Source organism: Isoptericola variabilis, from assembly GCF_050311655.1.
Lineage (GTDB): Bacteria > Actinomycetota > Actinomycetes > Actinomycetales > Cellulomonadaceae > Isoptericola > Isoptericola variabilis.
Window position 1 is genome coordinate 430,544 of sequence record NZ_JBNOZM010000004.1, and the last position, 22,723, is coordinate 453,266.

The following is a 22,723-nucleotide window of genomic DNA, read 5'->3' on the forward strand; positions in this document are numbered from 1 at the left end:
GGTCGAGTGGTCCTGTCGCTCACAGCCAGGGCGCGGAGCGTCAGGCGTCGGGGGCGACCGAGTCCTCGACGGTGCGGCGCAGGGTGCGACGTGGCGTGGTCCCGTACCCGAGGCGCATGAGCATCTGCGGCGGGGCGTCGAGCGAGAGCGCCTGGCGCAGGTCGTGGCGGGTGGTCGGGTTCTCCAGGACCGTGGTCGCGAACGACGCACGCACGAAGTAGGTGGTGGCCACCAGCAGCAGGCGCTCGAGCGCCTGGCCGGCAGCGATCCAGTCACGGGGCGTGTCCCCGGCAGTCAGGAGGACCGCCATCGTCGATCGCTGCTCGAACTGCGCGTTGCCGGCACTGGCGAGGAACCGGCGTACGGGGGAGCGGTCGTCGAACGTCCAGGGGCCGAGCATCTCCTGCGGGATGCCGTCGGGGCGGTCAGGCGCGACGGCGGTCCACGCCTTCTCCTCGCCTCGGGCGGCCGGATCCTCAGCGGCCAGGGCCTCGGCGCGCCGCACCAGCGACATCACCTGGTCGCGCGCCGGCTCCGAGGGCTGGATCAGGCGGAGCACGGCGCCCTCGTCGTGGGCGGCGATCTGGATGGCCTGGAGGACGTCCGCGTCCAGCGGCTGGTCGTCGAAGGGGCTGCGCGTCGTGACGCGGCGGGTGATCGCCACCGCGAGCTCGAGCTCGTCGATGTCGGGGCCCGGGCCCGGCCGCAGCCCGATCTCCGCCACCAGCAGGTGATCGTCGGGGTCGGGAAGCACCGTCACCACGGGCAGCAGCGACTCACGACGGGCGGCCAGCCGGGCGTTGAGGACGAATGCCCCGCAGCTGATGAGCATCTCCCGGCCCTGCGGATCGGAGTGGCGCAGCTGCCGGGACGGATCCGCGCGCACGACGACGCGGTTGCCGTGCACGCGCACCTGCCACGGCTGCGTGTTGTGCACGCTCGGTGCACGCCCGGCCGCCCTGAGGATCCGCTCGATCCGGGCATCAAGGAGCTCCATGAGATCACCTCCCTGCAGCGGGCCGTCTGCGATGGCCGAGATGCGAGCGCCAACCCAAGCCTTCTGGTGTGGCGCCGCTGGGGAGCAGCGGCGCCACGACCACAGCAGACCGCGAGCAGCATGCGTCCAGGTAGGGCAGGACGTCCTCCCAACCGGGTCCATCGGTCCTGGACCTTCGCCTCTGGCCCGCCACGCGCACCGCCGGCACGGTGGACATGGGGACGTGATCGCACGGTCGACCCGTGCCAGGGATGGTTCCGGAGGTGATTCCTCGTGGGGACGACGAACGAGCGCATCGCGCGGATCATCGGCGCAGGCACCCGAGCGCCGAGCGTGCACAACACGCAGCCGTGGTCGGTTCAGATCCACGACGAGCGCCACCTGACCGTGCGTGCCGACCCGTCGCGGCAACTGCGCCACTGCGACCCGCAGGGCCGGGAGATGCTCATCAGCTGCGGAGCATTCCTGATGAACCTCCGGGTGGCTGCAGCGCACGAGGGACTGGACGCCCACTTCCAGCTCGCACCCGATCGGCGCGATCCGTGGCTGGCCGCTCGCGTCACCCTGAACCCCTTGGCCGCGCCGGGCTTCTTCGACGCGAGCCTGTACGCCGCAATCATGACGCGCCGCACGGCGCGGGGAGCGGCGGCGGTCCGGCCGCTGGATCCTGCGGACAAGGAGCTGCTGCGCCGCGCCGTGGACATGGAGCATGCCGGCGTCGTGTTCCTCGACCCCCGCGACGCCACCCGCGGTCATCTGGTGTCGACCATGCGCCGGGCCGAGGCGCTCGCGGTGCGCGACCGTGCGCCGCTGGCCGAGGAGCGGTCGTGGCTCGGGGTGTCGCGCGAGCGCACTGACGGCGTTCCCGTGGTGGCGATGGGCGGATGGTTCGACGAGCCGATCGTCGACGCGCACGCGGTGGTGCGTGACGACGCCGACGGCGCGCGGACCTTCGAGGGCAACGCCACCGTCGCGATCATCACGACGCTCGGCGACGGTCCGTGCAACTGGCTTGTCGCTGGGCAGGCGCTGGAGCGCATGCTCCTCGTCGCCGCGACCCGTGGCATCCAGGCATCCTTCGCGACGCGTGTGCTGGAGAACCCCGCGACGCGCTCGGAGCTGGAGGACGCGTTCCATCTGGAGTCCCGCGCGCAGTTGCTGCTTCGCTTGCGCTACGGCGCGGGCGCGCCGTTCACGCCGCGCCGCGACGTCGACCAGGTGACCGGACCTGCCCCGGTCGGGTACGGGTACGCCGCGACTCCTGCCCGAGGACGGCAGCCCGCCGAAAGGAGCCCAGCATGATCGACAACACGATCGGGGGAGGCGATCCCGGAGCCGGCCGCGACACCTGGACGAGAGGCGTGGTGGTCGGCGTCGACGGCTCGGCCGAGGGCTATCGTGCCTTCGACTGGGCCCTGGCCGTCGCGGACCGGCACCACTCCCTGCTTACCGTCTCGCACGCCGAGCCGCTCCCGGTGGGGCCGACCGTGCCGTTGCCGACCTACGACCGCGCGCCCTTGCACGACAGGGGAGACGAGATCCTGCGCACCGCTCTCGCGCGTGCGGGGAACCGGCCACCAGGGGCGAAGGACGTCGAGGTCTCGGTCAGCATCGGTACCCCCGCCGCCGTGCTGACGGCGCTCTCCGAGGACGTCGACCTCGTGGTCGTGGGACGCCGTGGGTCGGGCGGGTCGGCCCATGCGCTGGGATCGGTGTCCGCCGCGACCGCCGCCCGCGCCCGCGGGTCTGTCGCGGTGATCCCCGCCAGCACGGAGGGCACCCGACCGAAGCGTGTCGTCGTCGGGGTGAGCTTCGAGCACGACCTCACCACGGCCCTGACCCTGGCGTTCTCCGAAGCGCGGCAGTGCGCTGCCCCGGTGAAGCTGGTGCACGCCGTCCAGCCGTTGACGCCACTCGCCTCCCAGAGCGGCTCGGCCGGGACCGACGAGCTCTACCGCGAGCTGCAGTCGCTCCTGGACCTGTGGACCGCTCGGTACCCGTCGGTCACCGCCACGGCAGAGGCCCGCCGGGGTGAACCCGCCGAGGTGCTGCTCGCCCAGGTGACCGCCGCCGACGTGCTCGTGGTCGGGGGACGCCGCCACTCGCGACTCGTGGGCAGGCTCCTGGGCTCGGTCCCGGACATCCTGCTCGCCGACGCGACCGGCGCGGTCGTCGTCGCCCACGCGTCACGGCTGGACCCGGGACCGCACTCGGAACTGTCATGAGCAACGACGAGACGGAGCTGCGCATGAACGCCTGGACGGCCGGCGACGTGCCGGGAGAGATCCAGATGTGCGATTTCGAGAAGCCATGGCCCGCCCCGGACGAGGTCCTCGTGCGGGTCGAGGCGTGCGGGGTGTGCCGGACCGACCTTCATTTCGTCGACCGCGACCTGCCCGTCCACCGCCGTCGGGTCGTGCCGGGACACCAGGTCGTGGGCACCGTGGAGGTGCCCGGACCCGCGGTACGGACCCTGGCCCCGGGCGACCGCGTGGGCATCGCGTGGCTCCGGCGCACCTGCGGGGTGTGCCGATGGTGCCGGGAGGGGCGGGAGAACCTGTGTCCCGACTCGGAGTACACCGGTTGGGACGCCGACGGCGGGTTCGCCGAGTACACCACCGTCCCGGAGGCCTACGCGTACTCCCTGCCGCCGTCCGTCGACGCGGTGGCGACCGCCCCGCTCCTGTGTGCGGGGATCATCGGCTACCGCGCGCTCACCCGCGCGAACCTGCCGCCCGGCGGCCGGCTGGGCATCTACGGCTTCGGCTCGAGCGCCCATCTCACGGCGCAGATCGCACTCGCCCAGGGGGCCCGGCTGTCGGTCATGACCCGTGGCGAGGCCGGCCGGGAGCTCGCGCGTGACCTGGGCGCGGACTTCGTCGGCGGTGCCACGGACGCACCGCCGACGAGGCACCATGCCGCCATCGTCTTCGCACCCGCCGGTGAGCTGGTACCCCACGCGCTGCAGGCCACCGAGGCCGGGGGAACGGTCGTGCTGGCCGGGATCCACATGAGCGACGTCCCCGCGATGGCCTACCAGGAGAACCTGTTCCACGAGCGGGACCTGCGGACGGTCACGGCGAACACCCGTGCCGACGGCGCGGCCCTCCTGCGGCTCGCCACCACGCTGGGTTTCGCCCCCGTCGTGACGACCTTTCCGTTCTCTCGCGCGGACCAGGCGCTCCGAGCCCTGCGGACGGGCGCCGCCGCCGGTTCGCTCGTTATCACGCTGGGTTGATCGGCACGCTAGGTCCTGCTCCACGCCTCGGCCGCCGCCCGTCCGAGGGTCTCGCCCCAGGCTCTGGCGCGCGTCAGCTCCTCGGGCAGGAGCGGGCCCTCGGTGTCGGCGACGTAGAAGGACGCGGGCTCGGCGATCGTCCGGTGGCCGTGACGGTGCAGGGCTCGGGCGGCCGCGTGGGCGGCGGATCCGGGCAGGTGCTGGACGGCCCTGGCCCGAGTGTCGAAGGTCGCGTAGACCCGGTCGGCGTGGTCGGCCGGCAGGAGGGAGATCCACTCGCGGATGCCCACCGACTCGTGCGGGGCGCTGCCGCCGCGCTCCTGCGCGTCCCGGCGGGTGCGTTCGCGGCTCATGCTGAAGGCGTGGGTGGGCCCGCCGACGACGACGAGGGTCTCGTCGTCCGACGCCTCGACCGGCGCGTCCGCGACGGACACGACCCGCACCCTGGTGTGCCGGGCGACGCCGTCGGCGACGGCGCGGGCGACGGCCTCGGTGTTGCCGAAGCTCGTCTCGAACACGATGAGCGCAGACATGGTGATCACGGTCCTCCGATCGGGTGCTTCCTCCGTGACCAGCAGAACGCTCCGACGGGCATGTCCGGAAGTGGCGGTCGTCGCGAGCGGGCCGAGACCAAGGTCCCCACGACTCCGGGCCGGTGGCCCCTGCCTGCGGCCCTCGGGGCGCGAGCATGCTGGCGAGACGGACGGCACCTCGCGACGCCGTCCCCGGACGTCAGGGAGGACCGAGTGCTGGCCGCCGACATCATGACCACTGCCGTGGACACGATCGATCCGGACGCCCCGGCGGACGATGCCCTGCGCATCCTGGGAACGCACGCGATCACCGCGCTGCCCGTCGTCGACGACCGCGGCCGCCTCGTGGGGATCGTCAGCGAGGGCGACCTGCTGGCCGGAGGCGTCGCCCGTGATCCACGGTCGACGCTGCGCCGGGACGACGGGGAGGCCGCCGCACTGCCGCTCCCTGTCGTACGGGTCGGCGACCTCATGACCCGACCGGTGGTCACGGCCGTGCCGAACCAGGACGTCGCGAGCCTCGTCGGTGCGATGCTCGCCCGTGGCATCCACTCCGTCCCGGTCGTCCTCGGTGCGCGCGTGGTCGGCATGGTCAGCCGCAGCGACGTCGTGCGGGCGCTGGCGCGCACCGACGCGCAGATCGCCGCCGACGTCACGGCACAGCTCCGGGGCGCGGGCCTCGACCGCTGCGCGTGCGTCGTCCGCGAGGGCACGGTGCGACTCACGGGCGGTTCCCCCGCGGACCGGCGACTGGCGGTGTCGCTCGCCCAGGTGGTTCCGGGGGCGCGGGCGGTGGTGGCGGTCGACCCGACCGCCGGTGGGTAGGGTGCGCGCTCGGCGCGAGCGCATCGCCGGCAGGCGGGACCTTCGGATCCGAACCGTCGATCGTTCGGCCCTGCCGAGCTGAGAGGACCTGCCACCACGCTGGAAGCGTCCGAGGAGGCGCATGATGCGACGTCCCATCGCGTGGGTTGCCGTGGCCACCGTGGTCGCCCTGGCGGCTGCGGTCGGCGTTCTGATGACGGGTGCGATCCTTCGTGTGTCCGGCGGAGGGCACGTGCCCATGACGCTCGGGTGGTCGGACAGCACACCCGGGTGGGACAGCATGCCGGGGATGAGAGGTGCCGGGGCGCAGGGTGCTGCGATCGGTGACCTGGAGAGCGAGTACCTGGTGGACATGGTCGCCCATCACCAGGAGGCGATCGTCGCGGCCGGGGAGCTCGCTCGGTCCGACCGCCCGGAGATGCGCGCCCTCGGGGCGTCGATCGTCGCGACGCAGACGGCGCAGGCCCGCCAGATGCGGGAGTGGCTCCGCGAGTGGTACCCCGACCACCCGGTCACGAGCTATCGGCCGATGATGCGTGACCTGTCGGGGCTGTCCGGGGACGATCTGGACCGAGCGTTCCTCCAGGACATGATCGGCCACCACATGGTCGCCGTGATGATGTCGCAGCAGCTGCTGCGGCACGGCGTCGAGCACGCGCAGGTCGCCGCGCTGGCGCGCGACGTGCGGGACGGGCAGCGCGCCGAGATCCTGCTGATGCGCTCCTGGCTCGCGTCGTGGTTCAGCTCTTGAGCACCTCGCCGAACCGCTCGAGGACGAGCGGTGCGTGCTTCGGGACCCCGGTCAGCGGCACGACCTCGACAGGTGCTCCGGGGTGCCCGAGGATCGCCCGGCTGGTGGGCCCGAGGCGTCCGGGGTGCTCGACGTCGCGTCGCCGCCGGGCCAGGAGGAGCACGTCAGCGCGCACTGCGGCGTCTACCAGCTCCTGCGCCGGCCGACCCGGGACCACGGAGATCTCGACCTCGACGTCCGGGAAGCTGGCCTGCCAGTCGGCCACCGTCTGCTCGAGGAGCCTGGTGGCGGCGATCACCCATTCGCCGGTGATGGAGCGTTCGTGGTCGAGGGCCGCGTACGGGTCGGGCACCTTCCAGACGTGCATCACCTGCAGCAGCGCGTGCCGGGCGGCAGCGAGGGGGAACGCGTACGCGAGAACCTCGCTCGACCTGGGCTCGACGCCGACGAGGACGCGGCCGTGCTCGGTGGGCTGCCAGTCCCCGTCGATCACCGCGACCGGGACCGAGGCACGGGCGGCCACGCCGGCCGTGGTGGTGCCGACGTACACCCTGTCGAGACCATGCCGGGTCTCCCGGCCGAGCACGACCAGGCTGCCTGCCGCGGCGGCCACCGTGAGCTCGACGACGCGGCGTCCCTGCCGCAGCACGCCGTCGACGGTGAGGTCGGGTGCCAGGGCACGGGTGCGGTCGACCGCGTCGTCGAGGACCTTCCGTGCCACGCCCACGAGCGCGTCGCGCGGGTAGTCCATGTACGGCATGGAGCCGCCGACCGGCAGCGCTGCGGGGGCGACGTGCACGACCGTCAGTCGTGTCCGGCGCCGTCGCGCCTCGTGGATCGCGTACCGGACCGCGCCGTCGCTGCGGTCCGTCCCGTCCACGGCCACGACGACCGGTGCAGGGTGTGCGGTGGTGTTCATGGTCTCGTCCTTCCTGGTGCTACGACGACCGGGCCGCGGTGACGGCGGGGCCGGTGACGGCGACGACGACGCGCGTGCGCCAGGTCGCGGGGTCCGGGTCGGACTCCGGCCCGGCCTCGTAGAGCTCCCACGACTCGCCGAGGGGGCGCAGATGGTGCTGCGTGATCCACGAGTCCAGCCGGGCGTAGGTCGCAGGGAGGTCGTCGTAGGGGCCGGCATGGACGGTCTCGACCACGCGGGTGGCCGGCAGCGGCTCGGCGACGACGACACCGGCGTCGGGCCCGAGCCCCGGCACGTCCTGGACCTCGGGGAGATCGACGACGTCGTCGACGGGAAACCCGACCTCGACGTCGAGGTCGTCCCCGGGCCGGTCGCGGTAGCGCCCGTAGGGCGGGCCCGCCGGCCGGGCGCCGAGCCGGTCCAGGAGCTCGGCGACGTGGGGGAGAAGAGTGGAGAGCACCGTGGTGAGCTCGTCGGGGTGGGCGATCCGCCGCACTCCGACGGCGGCCTCCCCAGGATGGTCGATCAGCCTGATCTCTCGGTCGTCCACCGTCGTCCTCCCTCGTCCTGCCGCTTGCCGAGGCCGGCGTCGTGCGCGACAACTCCACGGTCGCAACGCGCGACGTCGGACGACAGGGCCGTTGGTCACGACCCGGTGGGCCGCACTCCCTCGTGCGGTCCGGTCGGACGGCACTGTGCCCGTGACACCGACGGACGGACGATCGGGGCAAGGAGCCTGCGCGCAGGTGCGTCGGCCTCGTCACGAAGGAGACCGCCATGACGCACACCTGGAAGGCCGAGATCCAGCTCTTCGACGCCGACGACCCGGGGGCCGACGGTGTCGTCACGGCGGCCCACGCCCTCCTGACGACGTCGGCCGGGACGCGGGTCGAGGGGCGTGGCTACGCACGCCGCAGCCCGCGGGACGTCGGCGTGACGGAGATCGGCGAGGAGCTCGCCGTGAGCCGTGCCCTGCGTGACGTGGCCGACCGCCTTCTGAGCGCGACCGAGGACGACATCGCGGAGATCGAGCACCGCGACGTCCAGCTGCGGCGATAACTCCTCGGGACGGGACGGGGACGTGAGATCGGTCAGGGCGCGGGGCCGTCGACTCAGCACGCTGCTCGTGGTGATGGGTGCGGTCGGCCTCGGCATGCGTCTGCTGCACGCCTGTCGGCACTGGGGTGCCACGGCCGACGAGATCGTGGGGGACCTGCCCGGTGACGACCTCGTCCCCGAACCGGCCGAGTCCACGACTCTCGGGACCACGGTTGCAGCGCCTGCGGCGACGATCTGGTCGTGGCTCGTCCAGATCGGGCAGGACCGCGGGGGATGTACAGCGACGACTGGGCCGCGAACCTGGTGGGTCTCGACATCCACAGCACGAACGAGGTGCGACCGCCGTGGCAGCGCCTGTCGCCGGGGGACCGGGTCGTCGTCGTGCCGGAACGGTACGCAGGCATGCCATCCGGCTACGCGTTCCGCGTCGCGCACGTCGACCCGCCACGGACTCTCGTGCTCCGGCAGAGTCCCCCGGAGCATCCGTGGAACGGTGTCTGGTCCTTCCACGTCCTCCCATGCCCCGACGGGACCAGCCGGCTCCTTGCGCGCTCGCGCACCGAGACGCCGGACAGCCGCGCGTTACGCCTCGCCACACGCCTCGGCGAGCCGGTGACCCTGGTGATGACCCGACGCATGCTCCGGGGGATCCGACTGCGCGCCGAGCGGGCGAGCGTGCGGAACAGCGTCCCATAGCACCGCCTGGCGTCAGACCGGCGCCGATAGAGGAAGGTCTTCAAGGGCGCGTCGCCGAGGTCAGCGATCTGGCCGTCCCGTGGCGCCGCGCGCTGTCTCAGCATCGGGGTGTCTCGGACTTCGTGGCCTTGATCGTTGGGGATGCCCGGACTCGCACCGCGGAGCGTGCGACCGTGGCACCGCAGATCCATGCCCCCGAGCTCACCGTCGTGCCGTCGCTGGACCCCCCCACTGGATGGATGCGGGAGGGAGGCTGCCCTCGCCTCTTCGGCCTACGGCTCACGGCCCCGCCGAGCCGGCCGCAGTCCGCGGGTCGGCGAGGAACGCCGTCAGCTCGTCTCGGGTGGGGAACGTCGTGACCCCGGGCCGGGAGAACGTCTCCAGGAGCCGGTCGGCGAGCTCACGCACTGGGATGTTGCTGTCGTTGGACGCGGCACGCAGGCGGTCGAACGCCTCGTCCTCGTCGAGCGACAGCCCGACGACCAGCACGCCCTTGGCCTGGTCGATCGTGGACCTGCTCCGAGCGGCGGCTTGGATCGACGCGGTCGCCTCGCGCTGGGCGAGCCGGCGGCTCGCCTCGGTCACGTCGATGAAGTAACCGAAGAGCTCGACGATCTGCCCGGTCTCCGGGTCCGCCTTCCCCTGGCCTGTCACGGCCAGAGTCCGGGTGGTGCCCTGCGCGTCGAGGATGCGGTGCACCGAGCTGAACGGCTCGCCTGTCGCGGCAGCCTTCTTGAGGACGCTGTCCACCCGCGCACGGTCGTCCGGGTGCTTGTGCGCGAGCATCAGGTCGGTGGTCGGCACGATCTCTCCGGGCCGGAATCCGTGCATCTCGAAGATCTCGTCCGTCCACGCCCACTTCCCGGTGGCGAGGTCGAGCCGGTACCGCCCGAGCGGGGGCCGGCTCCCGGGCGCGAGCGCGGCCTCGAGATCTTCCTGCTGCTGCTCGTCGCTCACGGACCGGCCTCCTCGTCGCCACACCGCCACGGTCCTTCGTGTGAACCCTCGGGGTGCCGGGTGGTGGATCCCGACGTCGCGGGGAGCGACCGGTGGGAGTTCGACGCTGAGACTCTGGTGCGGTACTGCACCGCGGTGCAGTACCGCCCGACCAGCATGAGTTCGGTCAGCGGCGCTCGCAACCCCCTCGGCGCCGGGGACCCGTCGTCGACCGTCCCGTTCCGTGCGGGGGGCAACGATCCGGCGAGCAGGTTCCGCGTGTGCCACCTTGGTCGAACCAGTCGAGCAGCGAGCTGGCCACCACCAACCACCCCTGGGGTTGCGATGGACGAGAAGCTCAAGCTCGCGGGAATTCTCCTCGGCGGATATCTCCTCGGCAGGACCAAGAAGCTGAGGACGGCCGTTCTTCTGAGCGCCGCCGTGGCAGGTAACCGGCTGCGGGACGAGTCCGCGCGCGGTGCGTTGTTCGACAGTCTGGGCGGGTTGCGCGATTTCGCGTCCTCGCCGGAAATCAAGCGGCTCACGAGCGACGTGACCGGCCGGCTCGTCGACGCCGGCAAGGTCGCCGCGGTCGCAGCGGTGACCAGCCGCGTCGACGACCTCACCTCCCGGCTCGAGGCCGGCGGGAGGGGCGCGAAGGACGACGAGCCCGCCGACGAGTCCGACGAGGTCGATGACGAGCCGCCGGAGGACGAGGCGGCTCCCGAGGAGGACCAGCCGGACGAGGCCGACGACCAGTCCGAGGACCAGCCCGCCGAGGCCGAGGACGACGCCGGCGAGGGCGCCGACGACTCCGCCGACGAGCCCGCCGAGGACTCCGAGGAGCAGCCCGAGAAGAAGACGCCGGCCCGGCGCAAGAGCTCCACGTCCGGGCGGGGCGCGACGTCGAAGAGCAGCTCCTCCGGTTCGGGCTCCACGCGCTCGCGCACAGCGTCCGGGGGCCGGTCGTCGTCGGGCACGAGCCGCACGTCGTCGAGGTCCGGCTCGTCCGGTGCGAAGTCGTCGGCATCGAAGTCGTCGGGCTCGCGCTCGTCGGGCTCGAAGTCCTCGGGCTCGCGCACGTCGGGCTCGAAGTCCTCGGGCTCCCGATCCTCGCGCACGTCGTCCTGAACTCGAGCGGACTGGAGAGAGCCATGAGCGAGAATGCCAAGTCCCCCGCGTCCGACGGGTTCGGCGGTCTGAAGGAGTCCGTCGGCGGCCTCGCGCGGGCGTTCGGCGACCGCGCGGTCAGCGCCGTCAGCGACAAGGTCGGCTCGGTCACGGACCGCCTGACCGACTACGCACAGAACCCCGGCAGCTCCGCGGTCGGCGAGGGCGCCAAGACCCTCGCCGAGGGCGGGTCGCCGCTCAAGGCGGGCGCGAAGTCCGCCATGACGGCGGTGAAGGACAAGGTGTCCGACGTCTTCGGCGGCGGCGGGGGCGACGGCGGCGGCAGCGGCGGCGGCCACCGGTTCATCAACATCGTCGAGGCGATCGACGTCGGTGCCCCCGTTGACGTCGTGTACGACGCATGGACCGAGTACGACAGCTGGCCCGACTTCATGAAGAAGGTCGAGAAGGCGCAGCTGGACGAGGACGAGGGCACCGTCTCCTTCGAGGGCAAGGTGTTCTGGTCGAACCGGCGCTGGGAGGCGACGATCGTCGACCAGATCGCCACCCGGCGGATCGTGTGGGACTCGACCGGCGACAAGGGGACGTTGAGCGGCGCGGTGACCTTCCACCCGTTGGCGGACGACCTGACCCGCATCGTCGTCGTCGTCGAGTACCGGCCGCGCGGCTTCATGGAGAAGGTCGCCAACGTGTGGCGGCCCGTCGGGCGACGGCTGCGGCTGGAGCTCAAGTTCTTCGTCCATCACGTCATGACCGACGTCGTGCTGCACCCCGACGACCTGGAGGGCTACCGGGCCGAGATCCAGGACGAGGAGATCGTCCGCTCGCACGAGGACGTCGTCGCCGAGCAGGACCAAGGCGACGAGGACGGTGCCGAGGAGGACGAGGGCGAACCGGAGGAGGACGAGGGCGAGCCGGAGGAGGACGAGGGCGAGCCGGAGGAGGACGAGGGCGAGCCGGAGGAAGGCGACCAAGAGCCCGAGGAAGAGTCCGAGGAGGAGCCCGAGGAAGAGCCGACGCCCAGGCGTCGCAGGTCTCGCTGAGGCGGGGCGCGACTGACCGAGCACGTAGTGAGGAGGGGACATGAGTGAGGTCGCTACCCGCCGCTCGAGCGGCTATCTGGACCGCCCACAGTCGTCGTCGCTGGCCGACGTCGTCAACATCATCCTCGACAAGGGCCTGGTGATCGACGCGTTCGTCCGGGTTTCCGTCGTCGGGATCGAGCTGATCACGATCGACGCCCGCATCGTCATCGCCAGCGTGGACACGTACCTGCGCTTCGCCGAGGCCACGAACCGTCTCGACCTGGAGCAGACCGGGGGCCGCGAGCTGCCCGAGCTGATCGACGACCTCTCGGAGAGTGGCTCCAAGGGCAAGACCAAGGGCATGGTCTCGGGCGCCAAGGAGGCGCTGACCGGGGGCAAGGACGACGAGGGCGACGACGACAAGAGGTCACAGCGCTCCCGCCGTCGCAGCAGCCGCCAGGAGGCCTCGTGACGGTGCGCACCGAGGAGGGGCCCGCCGTGGGCGCGCACGGCCTGTACCTGTACGGGCTGGTCCTCGGGGACGCCCGGCTGCCGTCCGGGCTGGCCGGGATCGGCGGCGCGCCCGTGCGCACCGAGGCACTGGGGCGCCTGCGGGCGGTCGTCTCGGACGCCCCGGCCGATCGGGAGGTCGGGCTGCCCGACGACGTTCGCGACCACGCCCGCGTGCTCGACGCGGTCGCGGACGTCGTCACGGTGCTCCCCGTGCGGTTCGGCACGCTGGCGACCGCCGCCACGCTCGAGGAGGCCGTGCCGGCGGACCGTCAGGACCGGCACGCCGCGGACCTCCGCGTGCTCGAGGGGGCGGTCCAGCTGACCGTCTCCGCGCGGTACCGGGAGGAGGCCGTCATGGCGGAGCTCGTCGCCGAGGACGACGAGATCCGGCACCTGCGCGAGCGGACGAGGGGGCGGGACGAGCTGGCCACGTACGGCGAGCGGATCCGGCTCGGCAAGCTGGTCGTCGCCGGGTTCGACGCCCGGCGTCCCGCGGACGCCCAGCGGCTCGCGGAGGCCGTGGCCCCGTTCGCGCGAGCGACCGTCGCCCACGAGGTGACGCGGACGGGCGACGTCGCCGAGCTTGCCCTCCTCGTGTCGCGCGAGGACGTGGCCGCGCTCGAGGACGCGCTGGAGACGCTCGCCGCCCAGGTCGCCGCCCGCATGACCGTGCGACTGGTGGGCCCGCAGGCGGCCTACGACTTCGCCGAGGAGGTGTGACCGTGGGTCTCCTGACCGCACTCGTCACGCTGCCGCTCACGCCGGTGCGCGGCGTCGTGTGGGTGGCCGAGCAGGTCCGTTCCGAGGCCGAGCGCGAGCTGTACGACCCGGGCACGATCCGCCGGCGCCTCGACGACGTCGCCCGCGCCCGGGAGGCGGGCACGATCGACGACGCCGAGGCGGACGCGATCGAGCGCGAGCTGGTCGCCCGGCTCCTGGAGTCGAGCCGACGACGCCGAGGAGGTGGAGCATGAGCCCGGCACGCAAGGCGCACGACGTCCCGACACGGCGCCGCCCGCCCGCGACGCACGATCGGGCCGCGCGGCGCGAGCGGTCCGAGAACGAGCCGCCCGAGGACGAGCCGCCCGAGGACGAGCCGCCCGAGGACGAGCCGCCCGACGACGCCGACGACGAGACGCGCGACGACGTCGACGACGAGGCGCGCGAGGAGCCCGACGCCGACGAGCCCGACGCCGACGAGCCCGACGCCGACGAACCCGGCGACGAAGGCCCGGAGGAAGACCCAGGCGAGGACGACGCCCCGGACGAACCGGCCGAGGACGACGAGTCGCCGGACGACTCCGAGCCCCCGCCCGCCGGGGGGCTGGACGCGCAGGACGCGGCCCGGCACGCCGTCCGGCACCTGCGGGAGCTCACGAACCACCGGCCGGAAGGCGTGGTGGGCGTCGCCCGCGACGACGAGGGCTGGGTGGTGACGGTCGAGGTGCTGGAGGACGCGCACGTGCCCAGCACGTCGGACGTCCTCGCGGAGTACGAGGTGCGGCTCGACGCGGACGGCGGCCTGCGGGGCGTGATGCGCGGTCGACGGTACGTCCGCGGGCAGACGGAGCGCTGACCGCCGTCCGCCACCAGGTGTCCTGAGGAGAACCCGGAGGGAGCAGCATGACCGTGGTCCCCGGCTCGGACGGCCCCATGGAACCGCAGCGCGCGCGTGAGGGCACCCTCATGCAGGTGGTCGAGACGCTGCTCGACAAGGGGCTGGTGATCAACGCCGACATCATGGTGTCGGTCGCGGGGGTGGAGCTGCTGGGCATCCGCATCCGCGCGGCGCTCGCGTCGTTCGACACGGCCGCGCGGTACGGCCTGGAGTTCCCGGCCGGGACGGACCGGGACACCGTGGCGTGGCAGCAGGCGATCGAGCCGAAGGAGACGTGCCCGAGCTGCGGCAAGACCGCCCCGACCAAGCAGCTCCTCGAGGAGTACTGCCCGTGGTGCGGGTGGCAGAGCGCGCTGGCGGAGCGCGGCGACGCGCCGCGGCCCGAGGTCGAGGGCACCGCGGTCGACGGCGACGAGCAGGTCGGGGGCGGGCGATGACCGACGTCCTCGCCCGCACTACGCCGTCCCTCCGCGCGGCGGTCGACGACGGCCCCGCCCTGCAGCCCACCCGCGACCTGCACGCCACCCTGCCCGACCTTCTGGACGCGCTGCTGACGAAGGGGGTGTACCTCGACCTCGACCTCATCATCACCGTGGCGGACATCCCGCTCGTCGGCGTGAACCTCCGGGCCGCCGTCGCCGGCATCGAGACCATGCTCGAGCACGGGATGATGCGGGGCTGGGACGAGCAGACCCGGGCGTGGGTGCGGCAGTCCCTGGCCCGACGCGTGCCCCTCGAGGCCGACGAGGAGGTCGTCGCCCGCATGGCGGGCGGTCACCGCCAGGACGACCCCGCGACCGTCTGGCGCCCGGGGACCGTGTACCTCACGACGCGGCGCCTCTTCGTCTGGCGCGCGGACCCGCGCGAGCTGCTGTGGCAGACCGGGCTGGACGACGTGAAGGGTGTCCAGGTGCGCACCGAGGCCACGCTCGGCGGCGAGGAGCGCGAACGCCTGGCGGTCACGACACCCACCGGCACGACCCTGCTGTCCGCCGCCGCGCCGGGCCGGCTGGCGACCCTGCTGCGCCGTGGCGGCGCCGAGGGCGCAGCGCGTCCGTCGCCCGGCCGCCAGGCCCCGGTCTGGTACCGCGAGGACCGTGCCGGCCCGTCGGTCTGGCGTGGCGGCACCGGCACCGTCGGCCCGGACGGGCTGACCTGGCAGGGGGCCGGCGACGCGCGGCCCGCGGTCCGTCTGCGCGAGGTCCGGGACGTCCGGGCGCAGGCCGGCCGGTCGCCCGTGGGCCGACGGGTGCTGCACGTGACGGGCGAGGCGGGCACCGTGCGCTTGGCGACGCGCGACGAGGACTGGGCCCGGGCCCTGGCGGCGTCCGTCCACGCCCCCGCTCAGACTCCCGAAGGAGGCGAGACGTGACGCTGACGATCGACGAGCACAGCCTCAAGAACGGCGTCCTCACCCTGGTGGTGACGCTGGTCGAGGTGATCCAGGAGGCCCTGGAGGGCCAGGCGATCCGCCGGCTCGAGGGAGGCGAGCTCACCGAGGAGGAGCAGGAGCGGCTCGGGCAGGCACTGCTCGACCTCGACGACGCGCTCGAGTCCATCAAGGCCGACCACGGCCTCACCGCCTCGGTCGCCGACCTGCGCCGCGGCCTCGACGACGTCGTGGACGACGTCGTCGACAAGCTCCTGAACCCCGAGCGCTGGGCCGAGGGGGAGGCCGGAGCCGGGCAGCGGGGGCTCGCGTGAGCGCCGGGACGGGCGACGCGGCCGCGGCCGGGGGGCTGTACCTGTACGCGGTGGCCCGCGGTGCGCCGGACGATCTCGGCACGGGCATCGACGGCGCCCCGCTGGAGCGGGTCACGGCCCACGGGCTAACGGCCGTCGTGCACCGGCACGGCGCGGCGCCGTACTCCGGCGCGGACGACGACGTGCGCCGCTGGGTCGTGGAGCACAGCGAGGTCGTGGAACGGTTGTGGCAGGCGGACGTGGTGCTGCCGATGAGCTTCAACGTGATCGTCGCGGGAACTCCCGACGAGCCGGCGAGCCGGCGGCTCGACGCGTGGCTCGGCGAGCACGCCGACCGCCTCCATGCGCGCCTCGAGCGGCTCGCGGGCCGCGGGGAGCTGCAGGTGGAGATCGGGCTGGACCAGCACCGGGCGGCCGCGGGCGACGCGCGCGTCGAGGAGCTGCACGCCGACCTCGACGGCCGGCCGCCCGGCGTCCGGCGTCTGCTGACGAAGCGGCTGGCGCAGCTCGAGCGGGAGGTGACCGACGCGCTCGCCGACGGGCTCCACCCCTCCCTGCGCCGCCGCCTGGCGGCGACCGCGGAGGAGGTGACGGAGACCCGCCGCGTGCACCCGCCGCCGGGGGTCGTGCCCGTGCTGGCCGTCGCCCTCCTGGTGCCGCTGGACGGCGTCGAGCGTGTGGGGCACGAGCTCGCGCGCGTCCGCGACGAGGAACCCGCCGCCCGCATCCGCTTCGTCGGGCCGTGGCCGCCCTACTCGTTCGCCGAGCTCGCGCCGACCACGTGAGAAGCAACAGACGCGACAGGCCCTCACCTGGCACGACGGCGCTCGCCTGCGGGCACGGGCCGCCGGTGTCACGGTGTGCGTCATGCGGGTCGTCGTGGTGGGGCAGACCGGGAACGTCGGGACGGCGCTGCTGCGCGCGCTGGCGGACGAGCCGGAGGTGACGTCGCTGCTTGGCGTGGCGCGACGGCTGCCGGACCGGACGGCCGAGCCGTACCGGCGCGCGGAGTGGGCGGTCGCAGACCTCGCGGGCGACGAGGGTGAGGTCGTCGAGCGCCTCACGGGGCTGTTCCGCGGCGCGGACGCCGTCGTCCACCTCGCGTGGCTGATCCAGCCGAACCGCGACCGGGACCTGCTGCGCACGGTCAACGTGGAGGGCACACGCCGGGTGGGCCGCGCGGTCGTCGCCGCCGGCGTGCCGCACCTGGTCGCCGCGTCGTCCGTGGGCGCGTACTCGCCCGTGGACGATGACGTACCCCGCGCCGAGGACTGGCCCGCCGACGGCGTCCCGACCTCGCACTACAGCGTCGACAAGGCCGCGCAGGAGGACGTGCTGGACGAGCTCGAGCGCACGCACCCGGAGGTCATGGTCGCGCGGCTGCGCACGGCGCTGGTCTTCCAGGGCGACGCGGGCGCGGAGGTGACGCGGCTGTTCGTCGGGCGGGTGCTGCCGGTGGGCCTGCTGCGGCTCGGCCGGCCGCCGCTGCTGCCGCTGCCCGCCGGGTTGCGGCTCCAGGCCGTGCACGCCTACGACGCCGCGGACGCCTACCGTCGCGTGCTGGTGCGTCGCGCGGGCGGCGCGTTCAACGTGGCCGCCGGGGACCTGCTGCGCGGCGTCGACGTCGCGCGGCTCGTGGACCACGGACGCCTCGTCGAGGTGCCACCCGCGGCGGTGCGTGCGGCGGTGTCGCTCGGCCACGCGGCGCGCGTCGTCGCCGCCGACCCGGGCTGGGTGGACATGGCCATGAGCGCGCCCGTGATGGACACGACGCGGGCGGTCACGGAGCTCGGCTGGCGGGCGCGGACGCCGGCGGGCGACGCGCTCCAGGAGGTCGTGGCGGGGATGGCCGAGGGGCGAGGGCTGGGCTCCGCGCCGCTGCGACCGTCGGCCACCCGGCCCGCCGGTGCGTCCACGCTGCCGCTGCGGGGGCCGCACCCGGCGGTGCCGCCGCAGGTCGACCGGGAGCTCCTCGGCCTGTACCTGTCCGACCACCTCACCGGCGCCACGGCGGGCCTCGGCCGGATCGAGCGGATGGTGGGCGACTACGCGGACCTGCCGCTGCACGCCGAGCTGGTCGAGGTGGCGGAGCAGATCCGGGCCGAGCGCGAGCTGTACGTGCGGCTCCTGCGGGAGCTCGGCCTCCCGCGGCGGCGCCACCGCCAGCTCCTGGCGGGCGTCGCCGAGCGGGTCGGGCGGCTCAAGCTCAACGGCCGGGTGGTCGAGCGGTCGCCGATGTCCGTGGTGCTGGAGGCCGAGCTGATGCGGTCCGCCGTCGCCGGCAAGCTGGGCGGCTGGCAGACGCTGGAGGAGCACGCCGGCGAGCTCGGTCTCGACGCCGCCCAGTTCCGCGAGCTCGCCGAGCGCGCGCAGCGGCAGCTCGCCACGCTCGACCGCCTGCACGAGTACGCGCGCCGGCGGGCGTTCCGGGACGACGAGGCGCCGGCGGGCTGATCGCTACGCGGCGTCGGCCCAGGGGTCCAGCACGACCTTGATGCAGCCGTCCTCCTTGCGCTGGAAGGCGCGGTAGGCCTCCGGCGCCTCCTCCAGCGGGAGGCGGTGCGTGCGCAGGTCGAGCACGCCGAGCGGGTCGGCCGGGTCGGCGGCCAGGGGGAGCAGGTCGTCCGTCCAGCGCCGCACGTTCGCCTGGCCCGTGCGGATCGTGAGCTGCTTGTCGAAGACCTGCATCAGCGGCAGCGGGTCCTTCGCGCCGCCGTAGACGCCCGAGAGCGACACCGTGCCGCCGCGCCGCACCAGCGCGATCGCGGCGAGGAGGGCGGCGAGCCGGTCGGCACCGCCCTTCTCGGTCAGCGGGGCGGCGAGCATGTCGGGCAGCAGGCCCACGAGCTTCTGCGTGGTCTCGGCCAGGGGCGAGCCGTGCGCCTCCATCCCGACGGCGTCGATCACCGCGTCGGGCCCGCGGCCGTCGGTGAGGTCGCGCACCGCCGTACGGACCCCGCGCTCTGCCGGGTCGAACGTGATGACGCCGTGCCGCTGCGCCATGATCCGCCGCTCGGGCACCGGGTCGATCCCGACCACGGTGCTCGCCCCGCGGTGCAGGGCGACGCGGGCGGCCATCTGTCCGATGGGCCCGAGCCCCAGCACGACGACGCTGCCGCCCTCCGGGACGTGCGCGTACTCCACCGCCTGCCACGCCGTGGGCAGGACGTCGGACAGGTAGAGCCAGCGCTCGTCGGGCGTGCCGTCGTCGGGCACCACGACCGGGCCGTACTGCGCCTGCGGCACGCGCAGGTACTGCGCCTGCCCGCCCGGCACCTGGCCGTACAGCCGCGTGTACCCGAAGAGGGCCGCGCCCTTGCCCTGGTCGCGGACCTGCGTCGTCTCGCACTGGCTCTGCAGGCCGCGGGAGCACATCCAGCAGCGCCCGCACGCGATGCCGAACGGCACGACGACGCGGTCGCCGACGGCGAGGTGCCCGACGTCGGACCCGACCTCCTCGACGACGCCCATCGCCTCGTGGCCCAGCACGTCGCCGGCGTCGAGGAACATCCCCAGCACGCCGTACAGGTGCAGGTCGGACCCGCAGATCGCGGTCGACGTCACCCGGATCACGGCGTCGGTCGACTCCTGGACCCTCGGGTCCGGGACGTCCTCGACGCTGACGTGCTCCTTGCCCTGCCAAGTCAGTGCGCGCACCGTTCCGCCCTTCCGCCGTGGGGTCGTGGCCCCTCGGCCGGCGAGCTGCTGCACCGACGTGGCCAGTGAAGCACCACCGGCGCATGCACACCCGTCGGCGGCCGAGGCCGTGCGAGCACGTGGTCGCGCGGGCACGGTGAGAAGACCGGTGAAGCAGTCCGCCGTCGCTCTCCCGAAGAGATGGAGGACGACATGACCATCCGTACCGTCGCCGACTGCATGACCTCCGCCCCCGCCGCCGTCGACGTCTCGGGCACCGTCCGGACCGCGGCGCAGGCCATGGGCCAGCTCGACGTGGGGGCGCTCGTGGTCCGGTCCGGACGGCAGATCGCCGGGATCGTCACCGACCGCGATCTCGTCGTGCGCGGGCTTGCCGAAGGCCGGGGACCGGACGACCGGCTCGACGGGATCGTCAGCGAGCAGCTCGTGGCCGTCGGCCCCGGTGACCCGGTCGAGGTCGCCGTCCAGGTGATGCGGGACGCCGCCGTGCGTCGCGTGCCCGTGGTGGACGGCGACGTGCTCGTCGGGATCGTGTCCCTCGGGGACCTCGCCGTCGAGCGGGACCCCTCGTCGGCGCTCGCGGACATCTCGGACGCCCCGCCGAACCGCTGACCGGCCCCCGTCGCGGGAGCCGGGTGCCACGCTGCTGGACATCCGGCCCGCGGCGGCCGCACGGGTCGCCGCACGTCGATCGTGCCCGGCCCGCGGACATGGTCGCCACCCGGGCCGACGTGCGGGGAGAGCGGGGCGGTCCCAGGCTGGGACGACGCGTCGAGCCGTGGCGCCCACCGACCCGCCGGAGGCCTCCGTGTCCCGTGCTCCCGCCGAGCTCACCGCGGCCGAGACCGCTCGCGTCGTCGGCACCGTGCTCGCGCCGCTCGTGGCGCAGGGCGCGATCGTGCGCCGTCCCCGCCTCACGGCGTGGGCGGAACGCAGGCAGACCGACCGCGCGGCCCGTCGCGTGCTCGGCGGCCTGCGCGACCGGTACGACGGCGCGCCCCTGGCGCTGCGGCTCGGGCCGCGCCGTCTGGTGCTGGCGACCACACCCGACGACGTCCGGCGCCTGCTGGAGGGCACGCCCGACCCGTTCACGGCCGCGTCGAACGAGAAGCGGGGCGCGCTCGCACACTTCCAGCCGCGGGCGCTGCTGATCTCCGGCCCGGACGACCGCCGCCGGCTGCGGCCGCTCAACGAGGACGCCCTCGACGCCGCGCACGCGGTGCACGACGACGGCTCGGCGTTCGTCGCGGCGGTCGAGCGTGCCGCCGAGGAGCTGGCCCGGCGGGTCGACGCCGCGGGCGGTCTCGACGCGGCCGCGTTCTCCGACGCGTGGTGGAGCCTCGTCATGGAGGTGACGTTCGGGGCACGGGCCCGCGACGACCTGCGGGTGGTGGACCTGCTGAACGCGCTGCGCCGCGACGGCAACTGGTCGTGGTTCCGCCCGCGCCGGCCGTGGCTGCGTGCCGAGCTGGAGCGGCGCGTCGCCGAGCACGTGGCGCGGGCGCCGTCGTCGTCCCTCGCCGGCCGGATCCGCGACGCCGACCCCGACGAGGCGCCCGGCCAGGTGCCGCACTGGCTCTTCGCCTTCGACGCCGCGGGCGCGACCACGCTGCGCGCGCTGGCCGTCGCCTCGGCCCGCGACGACGTCCGGGGCCGCCTGGTGGGCGAGCTCGCGGACGACAGGGGAGGGCCGGCGGCGCTGCTGCCGTACGGCCGGGCCTGCCTGCTGGAGGCGGTGCGGCTGTGGCCGACGACGTTCGCGGTGCTGCGCGACGCGGTGCGGCCCACCGACTGGGGCGGCGCGACCGTGCCCGCGGGCACCGGGTTCGTCGTCGTGAGCGCGTTCTTCCACCGGGACCCGGAGCGCCTGGCGTTCGCCGACGCCTTCGTGCCGGAGGCCTGGTGGGACGGGAGGGCGGACGAGGACTGGGGGATCGTGCCGTTCAGCGGCGGCCCGGCGGCGTGCCCCGGCCGTCACGTGGTGCTCCTGGTGGCGTCGCACCTGCTCGCCCGGATGGCGAACCTCGGCCTGGAGGTGGAGCGCGGGCAGCATCTCGCCCGGGACCCGCTCCCGGCCACGGTCGACCACCTCGGGCTGCGGTTCGTCGCGCCGCCCCTCGCCGGGGTCCGGTGAGGTCGGCGGGTGGGGAGGCATGCGCCGCGTTACCGTGGCGCGAGGTCCAGGAGCGGCCGCCGCGACGCGAGGTACGGAGAGCGCGATGAAGGCCCTGTTCGTCAGCTGCACGCTCAAGAAGTCCCCCGAACCCTCGAACACCGAGCTGCTGGCGAGGGTGGTCGCCGAGGCGCTGGAGGAGCGCGGCGTCGACGTCGGGCACGTGCGCCTGGCCGACCTCGACGTCCCGCCGGGAGTGGTGACCGACCTCGGCGGCGGGGACCGGTGGCCGCAGGTGCACGCCCGGCTGCTCGACGCCGAGATCCTCGTGGTCGTGACCCCGACGTGGCTGGGCCGGCCGTCGTCGGTCGCGCAGCGCATGCTCGAGCGGATGGACGCGATGCTGTCCGAGACCGCCGACGACGGCACGCCGGTCGCGTACAACCGCGTCGCGGGAGTCGTCGTCACCGGCAACGAGGACGGCGCGCACCACGTGATCTCGGAGATCAGCGGCGCGCTCGCCGACATCGGCTACACGATCCCCGGGCAGGCGTGGACCTACTGGAACCAGGGCCCTGGCCCCGGTCCGGACTACCCCGACACCGAGCACGGCCACGCGTGGTCGCACCGCACCGGCCGGCTCATGGCCCACAACCTGCACGCGGTGGCCACCGCGCTGCGGGCGCTGCCGGTGCGCCCGTTCCCCGAGAGCTGAGCCGGCCCGACCGGCGAGCGGGCCGGTCAGGACTCGGGCTCGGCCTGTCCGCCGCTGCGGGGGTTGAGCTGGTCGGGGTCGGCGTCCGGGTCCTGCACGGTGTCGTCGTCGCCGTCTCCTGCCCTGTCTCCTGCGGCGGCTCCCGTGCGCGGGTTCAGCTCCTCCGGATCGGCGTCGGGGTCCTGGGCGGGGTCGTAGCCGGGCTGGTCGGTCATGGTCGTCTCCTGTCGCACGAGCTGTCGTGCGAGCACGGCGGCCGGGGCTGGACCGCGCGGCTCTCCGGGCACCGTGGC

28 protein-coding genes are annotated in these 22,723 nt (G+C 74.0%); 21 read left to right on the plus strand and 7 right to left on the minus strand.

Annotation, left to right across the window (positions count from 1 at the left end; genetic code table 11):
- Positions 1–40: 40 nt before the first annotated feature.
- Entirely contained in the window at positions 41–997 is a 957-nt protein-coding gene (locus ACQP60_RS11820; protein ID WP_429732517.1) for an Acg family FMN-binding oxidoreductase, read from the minus strand.
- Positions 998–1,270: 273 nt separating this feature from the next.
- Here ACQP60_RS11820 and ACQP60_RS11825 point away from each other — a divergent pair, with 273 nt between their 5' ends.
- From ACQP60_RS11825 to ACQP60_RS11835, 3 genes are read left to right on the plus strand one after another with little or no spacing between them, the layout of a single operon-like run.
- The gene (locus ACQP60_RS11825) at positions 1,271–2,299 is read left to right on the plus strand and encodes an Acg family FMN-binding oxidoreductase (protein WP_429732519.1); all 1,029 of its coding nucleotides are present in this window, start codon (positions 1,271–1,273) and stop codon (positions 2,297–2,299) included.
- Positions 2,296–3,222, plus strand: coding sequence for a universal stress protein (locus tag ACQP60_RS11830; RefSeq protein WP_429732522.1), 927 nt, complete (start codon positions 2,296–2,298; stop codon positions 3,220–3,222). Before ACQP60_RS11825 ends, ACQP60_RS11830 begins: the two co-directional genes overlap by 4 nt.
- Positions 3,219–4,235 (plus strand): zinc-dependent alcohol dehydrogenase family protein, encoded by a 1,017-nt coding sequence (locus ACQP60_RS11835; RefSeq protein WP_429732525.1) that lies wholly within the window; start codon positions 3,219–3,221, stop codon positions 4,233–4,235. Before ACQP60_RS11830 ends, ACQP60_RS11835 begins: the two co-directional genes overlap by 4 nt.
- 8 nt (positions 4,236–4,243) lie before the next feature.
- Here the strand turns inward: ACQP60_RS11835 and ACQP60_RS11840 are convergent, their stop codons facing one another.
- On the minus strand, positions 4,244–4,768 hold the full coding sequence (locus tag ACQP60_RS11840; RefSeq protein ID WP_429732528.1) for a flavodoxin family protein: 525 nt from the start codon (positions 4,766–4,768) through the stop codon (positions 4,244–4,246).
- A 213-nt stretch (positions 4,769–4,981) separates the two neighbouring features.
- Between ACQP60_RS11840 and ACQP60_RS11845 the strand changes: the two genes are divergently transcribed.
- On the plus strand, positions 4,982–5,593 hold the full coding sequence (locus tag ACQP60_RS11845; protein ID WP_429732531.1) for a CBS domain-containing protein: 612 nt from the start codon (positions 4,982–4,984) through the stop codon (positions 5,591–5,593).
- A 289-nt stretch (positions 5,594–5,882) separates the two neighbouring features.
- A complete protein-coding gene (locus ACQP60_RS11850) occupies positions 5,883–6,344 on the plus strand; it encodes a DUF305 domain-containing protein (protein ID WP_429732533.1) in 462 nt (153 codons plus the stop codon).
- Here ACQP60_RS11850 and ACQP60_RS11855 read toward each other — a convergent pair.
- Positions 6,334–7,263 carry a universal stress protein gene (locus tag ACQP60_RS11855; protein ID WP_429732535.1) on the minus strand — a complete coding sequence of 310 codons (930 nt, stop codon included), beginning with the start codon at positions 7,261–7,263 and terminating at the stop codon, positions 6,334–6,336. The two genes, ACQP60_RS11850 and ACQP60_RS11855, sit on opposite strands and share 11 nt — an antisense overlap.
- 19 nt (positions 7,264–7,282) lie before the next feature.
- The gene (locus tag ACQP60_RS11860; protein ID WP_429732538.1) at positions 7,283–7,813 is read right to left on the minus strand and encodes a GyrI-like domain-containing protein; all 531 of its coding nucleotides are present in this window, start codon (positions 7,811–7,813) and stop codon (positions 7,283–7,285) included.
- 227 nt (positions 7,814–8,040) lie between these two features.
- Between ACQP60_RS11860 and ACQP60_RS11865 the strand changes: the two genes are divergently transcribed.
- Together ACQP60_RS11865 and ACQP60_RS11870 are read left to right on the plus strand one after the other, a co-directional pair.
- Positions 8,041–8,322, plus strand: a complete 282-nt coding sequence (locus ACQP60_RS11865) for a dsRBD fold-containing protein (protein WP_429732541.1) — start codon at positions 8,041–8,043, stop codon at positions 8,320–8,322.
- A 273-nt stretch (positions 8,323–8,595) separates the two neighbouring features.
- Positions 8,596–9,018, plus strand: coding sequence for a hypothetical protein (locus tag ACQP60_RS11870; protein WP_429732544.1), 423 nt, complete (start codon positions 8,596–8,598; stop codon positions 9,016–9,018).
- A 279-nt stretch (positions 9,019–9,297) separates the two neighbouring features.
- Here ACQP60_RS11870 and ACQP60_RS11875 read toward each other — a convergent pair whose 3' ends face one another.
- On the minus strand, positions 9,298–9,975 hold the full coding sequence (locus tag ACQP60_RS11875) for a PAS and ANTAR domain-containing protein (RefSeq protein WP_429732547.1): 678 nt from the start codon (positions 9,973–9,975) through the stop codon (positions 9,298–9,300).
- Positions 9,976–10,299: 324 nt separating this feature from the next.
- Here ACQP60_RS11875 and ACQP60_RS11880 point away from each other — a divergent pair, with 324 nt between their 5' ends.
- From ACQP60_RS11880 to ACQP60_RS11930, 11 genes are all read left to right on the plus strand, one after another.
- A complete protein-coding gene (locus ACQP60_RS11880; RefSeq protein WP_429732550.1) occupies positions 10,300–11,085 on the plus strand; it encodes a hypothetical protein in 786 nt (261 codons plus the stop codon).
- 23 nt (positions 11,086–11,108) lie between these two features.
- Positions 11,109–12,128: an SRPBCC family protein gene (locus tag ACQP60_RS11885; RefSeq protein WP_429732553.1), complete on the plus strand. Its 1,020-nt coding sequence runs from the start codon at positions 11,109–11,111 to the stop codon at positions 12,126–12,128.
- 40 nt (positions 12,129–12,168) lie between these two features.
- The gene (gvpJ, locus tag ACQP60_RS11890) at positions 12,169–12,582 is read left to right on the plus strand and encodes a gas vesicle protein GvpJ (RefSeq protein ID WP_429732556.1); all 414 of its coding nucleotides are present in this window, start codon (positions 12,169–12,171) and stop codon (positions 12,580–12,582) included.
- Positions 12,579–13,343 carry a GvpL/GvpF family gas vesicle protein gene (locus ACQP60_RS11895; RefSeq protein ID WP_429732558.1) on the plus strand — a complete coding sequence of 255 codons (765 nt, stop codon included), beginning with the start codon at positions 12,579–12,581 and terminating at the stop codon, positions 13,341–13,343. The genes gvpJ and ACQP60_RS11895 overlap by 4 nt, the downstream gene beginning before the upstream one ends.
- Positions 13,344–13,345: 2 nt before the next feature.
- A complete protein-coding gene (locus ACQP60_RS11900) occupies positions 13,346–13,597 on the plus strand; it encodes a gas vesicle protein GvpG (protein ID WP_429732561.1) in 252 nt (83 codons plus the stop codon).
- A complete protein-coding gene (gene gvpO / locus ACQP60_RS11905; RefSeq protein WP_429732564.1) occupies positions 13,594–14,199 on the plus strand; it encodes a gas vesicle protein GvpO in 606 nt (201 codons plus the stop codon). Before ACQP60_RS11900 ends, gvpO begins: the two co-directional genes overlap by 4 nt.
- Before the next feature lie 47 nt (positions 14,200–14,246).
- On the plus strand, positions 14,247–14,678 hold the full coding sequence (locus ACQP60_RS11910; RefSeq protein ID WP_429732567.1) for a gas vesicle protein: 432 nt from the start codon (positions 14,247–14,249) through the stop codon (positions 14,676–14,678).
- The gene (locus ACQP60_RS11915; RefSeq protein WP_429732570.1) at positions 14,675–15,613 is read left to right on the plus strand and encodes a gas vesicle protein; all 939 of its coding nucleotides are present in this window, start codon (positions 14,675–14,677) and stop codon (positions 15,611–15,613) included. Before ACQP60_RS11910 ends, ACQP60_RS11915 begins: the two co-directional genes overlap by 4 nt.
- Positions 15,610–15,945: a gas vesicle protein GvpK gene (gvpK, locus tag ACQP60_RS11920; RefSeq protein WP_429732573.1), complete on the plus strand. Its 336-nt coding sequence runs from the start codon at positions 15,610–15,612 to the stop codon at positions 15,943–15,945. Before ACQP60_RS11915 ends, gvpK begins: the two co-directional genes overlap by 4 nt.
- Positions 15,942–16,730, plus strand: coding sequence for a GvpL/GvpF family gas vesicle protein (locus ACQP60_RS11925; protein WP_429732576.1), 789 nt, complete (start codon positions 15,942–15,944; stop codon positions 16,728–16,730). The genes gvpK and ACQP60_RS11925 overlap by 4 nt, the downstream gene beginning before the upstream one ends.
- Positions 16,731–16,812: 82 nt before the next feature.
- The gene (locus tag ACQP60_RS11930; RefSeq protein WP_429732578.1) at positions 16,813–18,399 is read left to right on the plus strand and encodes an NAD-dependent epimerase/dehydratase family protein; all 1,587 of its coding nucleotides are present in this window, start codon (positions 16,813–16,815) and stop codon (positions 18,397–18,399) included.
- 3 nt (positions 18,400–18,402) lie between these two features.
- Here the strand turns inward: ACQP60_RS11930 and ACQP60_RS11935 are convergent, their stop codons facing one another.
- Positions 18,403–19,602, minus strand: coding sequence for an alcohol dehydrogenase catalytic domain-containing protein (locus tag ACQP60_RS11935; RefSeq protein WP_429732581.1), 1,200 nt, complete (start codon positions 19,600–19,602; stop codon positions 18,403–18,405).
- A 192-nt stretch (positions 19,603–19,794) separates the two neighbouring features.
- Between ACQP60_RS11935 and ACQP60_RS11940 the strand changes: the two genes are divergently transcribed.
- The 3 genes from ACQP60_RS11940 (at position 19,795) to ACQP60_RS11950 (ending at position 22,430) form a co-directional block, all read left to right on the plus strand.
- On the plus strand, positions 19,795–20,214 hold the full coding sequence (locus ACQP60_RS11940) for a CBS domain-containing protein (protein ID WP_429732583.1): 420 nt from the start codon (positions 19,795–19,797) through the stop codon (positions 20,212–20,214).
- Between the two features lie 196 nt (positions 20,215–20,410).
- Positions 20,411–21,736: a cytochrome P450 gene (locus tag ACQP60_RS11945; protein WP_429732586.1), complete on the plus strand. Its 1,326-nt coding sequence runs from the start codon at positions 20,411–20,413 to the stop codon at positions 21,734–21,736.
- 85 nt (positions 21,737–21,821) lie between these two features.
- Entirely contained in the window at positions 21,822–22,430 is a 609-nt protein-coding gene (locus ACQP60_RS11950; protein ID WP_429732588.1) for a flavodoxin family protein, read from the plus strand.
- A gap of 26 nt (positions 22,431–22,456) precedes the next feature.
- Here ACQP60_RS11950 and ACQP60_RS11955 read toward each other — a convergent pair whose 3' ends face one another.
- Positions 22,457–22,645, minus strand: a complete 189-nt coding sequence (locus ACQP60_RS11955) for a hypothetical protein (protein ID WP_429732591.1) — start codon at positions 22,643–22,645, stop codon at positions 22,457–22,459.
- Positions 22,646–22,723: the final 78 nt, after the last annotated feature.